Source organism: Pseudomonas sp. 05N434, assembly GCF_056396965.1.
This window is the reverse complement of the sequence record NZ_JBFTMK010000624.1, coordinates 1-2,731: the sequence shown is the minus strand read 5'-3', so window position 1 is coordinate 2,731 and position 2,731 is coordinate 1. Positions and strand designations below refer to the sequence as shown.

General features: G+C 56.8%; 2 protein-coding genes. Both read right to left on the bottom strand.

The window, feature by feature from the left end; translation table 11 throughout:
• Window positions 1-48: 48 nt before the first annotated feature.
• Window positions 49-2,295, bottom strand: coding sequence for a GumC family protein (locus AC1DLB_RS27030; protein ID WP_477743217.1), 2,247 nt, complete (start codon window positions 2,293-2,295; stop codon window positions 49-51).
• 3 nt (window positions 2,296-2,298) lie between these two features.
• A partial coding sequence (locus tag AC1DLB_RS27025; RefSeq protein ID WP_477786007.1) for a polysaccharide biosynthesis/export family protein occupies window positions 2,299-2,731 on the bottom strand: 433 nt, incomplete at its 5' end.

Below are 2,731 nucleotides of genomic sequence, written 5' to 3'. Positions count from 1 at the left end.
TTTTGGTGGTTGTTGGAAAGATGCTACTCAAGAGACAGGCGCAAGGGTTTACCGGGTCAGATAGTCGTAGTTCTGGAACGTATCGCTATGGCTGTAGCCCTGCTTGCGCGCCTTGCGCAGGTCAACCTGATTGAGCACTACACCGAACACCGGCGCGTGGCTCTGTTGCAGAATGGCGAGGCATTTCTGCACCTGGCTGACCGGTGTGCTTTCGGCTTTGATCACGTAGATCACCGCGTCCGAATGCTTGGCCAGCAATAGCGCGTCGCTGACCATTTGCGCAGGCGGGGAGTCGATGATGATGCGCTGGTAACGCGACTTCAGCGCTTCGAGCAGGGGCGCCAGGCACGGCGAACTAAGTAGATCAAGCGGCGGGGGCGCAAGCTTGCCGGCTGGCAACATGTCTAGATTGCCGACAGTCCGGATACAGTCTTCGAGTCGGGCGGTACCCGCCAGGACATTGGCCAGCCCCGGGCTGTCTGCCGGAAAATCGAAATTGAGCGAAAGGCTGGATCGGCGCATGTCGGCATCGATCAACAGGACCCGCTCCAGCAATGCAAGCGAGTAAGCCAGGTTGTTGGCAATGGTGCTTTTACCTTCATCGGCCATGGTCGAGGCAACGAGCACTACCTGCGACGGCTTTTCTCCACTGTGCAACATCAGCCAGGTGCGCAAGTTGCGAATGGTCTCGCAAAAACGCGGATGCTCGTTGTCGTCGAACAATCGCGCCAGTTGCCGGCGGCTTCTCTTCGTGACCAGCGGCACCACACTGAGCAGGGGGATATTAAGCATGCTTTCGACCGCTTCGTCGGTCTTGAAGGTTTTGTTCCGGGCTTCGGATATTAATGCCAGCGCCATGCCGATCAGCGCGGCCGCGATGGCGACAATCACCATGATCAGTGTTTTACGGGGTTTGCTCGGTTCCAAAGGCACAATCGCTGGGTCGACGATACGCGCTTTGGTGGAATCCATGTCTGAGGTGGCCGCAGTTTCCTTCAAGCGAGTGATGAAGGTCTCATACAACGCGCGACTGCTGTCGACTTCTCGCTGTAACTCACGCAGCTGGAACTCCTTGCGCGAGATATCCTGTATCTGCGTCTTGTTGCTGTTGAATGATTTATGCAGTGAGCTTTCACTGGCCTTGGCTAGCTGGTAATCCTGTTCGATGCTGGCAACCACCTGTCGAACCTGTACACGCAAACTGTCGGTGGCCGTACGCAACTCGGCGAGGGCGGCGATCAGGGTCGGATGTTTTGGACCGTAACGCCCGGACAATTCTTCGACCTTGGCTTGAGCCTTGGCCTGTTGTGCCTGGAATTTCTGCACCAAAGCGTTGCTCAAGACGGCGGGCACACTGGAGAGTCTGCTCAGATCGCCATTGCTCAGGGCCTGGACCTGACGGTACCGGCTCTCGGCTTCCGCCAGGTTACGGCGGGCATCGATCATGCGGTTGCCGGTCATTTCCAGTTCGTTGGCGCTGATGGTGGCAACACCGCCGACATCGACCAGGCCTTGTTCTTCCCGATAAGCCTGAAGCTTGTCTTCGGCAATGCGCAGGTTATTACGCAATTCGACCAGGCGTGAATTCATCCAACTGGCGTTGGTCTGCGAGGACTTCAGGCTATTGTCGAACTGGCTATCAATGAAGCCTTGGGCAATCGCATTGGCGGTTGCGGCCGCCAGGTCAGGGTCGGGCAGCAACACCTCTATGTTGAGCAGTTGGCTCTTGCCGACGAATTTGACGTCGGTGCGCTTCATGAGGTTCTGCGTGACCTCATTGAAAATGTCGGTTTCAGTGGGCGTTACCTGTTGGGGTATCAAAAAGTCCAGTGCCGGCCACCACTGGCCAAGATCAAGGTTTGCCAACCATTCGCGTGGCGTAAACCATGACTGCGGTTGCTGGCGGGGATCGGTCACCGGGTTAGTGGTGAGGTTGAGCTTTTTGACGGCGCGTTCGGCCAAGTCCCGCGATTGCAGAAGCGCCAATTGCGTCTGCAAGTAATCGACGGTACCGGAGCTTGAGTCCGTGACTTGCTGGAAGGTCAGCAGTGGTGGCGTTTTTTCTTTGATCAGCAGGGTGGCGCTGCCGATGTACTGCGCGGGAATGAATGACAGAATGGCCATCGCAAGCGCACAGGCAAGCAGCACCAACCAAGCGATTTTCCAATGAGCACGCCAGATCACCCTCCAGAATTTGAGCAGGTCAATGGTGTCCTTCTCCTCGCCATGCTGCTGGTGCTGAGGCAGATGCGCCTGGAGCGGACGTTCAACGTAGATGCTTGGGCTGTTATCCATGATTTAGAAAAAGCCTTGTGCAATGGAGATGGTGTCACCGGGAGCGATGGCGGTGCTGCGCGTGACCGTATCGGTCAATGGTGGTGAGCCATCGCCGCGCACGATGGTCACTCGCTTGATCGAGGCCCGTTCGGTCAGGCCACCGCCCAGTGCAATAGCTTTTTCCAGTGTCAGCCCGGGCTCGTATGGATAGCTGCCGGGCTTTTGTACTTCGCCATTGATGTAGAACGAGCGGTAGACGATCAGGTTGAGGCTGACCTTGGGGTCGACCAGGTAACCTTGCTTGAGCCCGTCGACGATGATCTTTTCCACCTGATTGGGGGTGAGCCCCTTGGCGGAGATCTCACCCAGGAACGGATAGGAAAATGTACCGGCGTCATTGAGGCGGATTTTGTCGAAGCTTAAATCCCGTTCTCCGAATACGGTGATGCGCCGC

Coding starts and splice junctions, on each gene's coding strand:
- AC1DLB_RS27030 (WP_477743217.1), bottom strand. CDS start 2,295: ATGGATAACAGCCCAAGCATCTACGTTGAACGTCCGCTCCAGGCGCAT.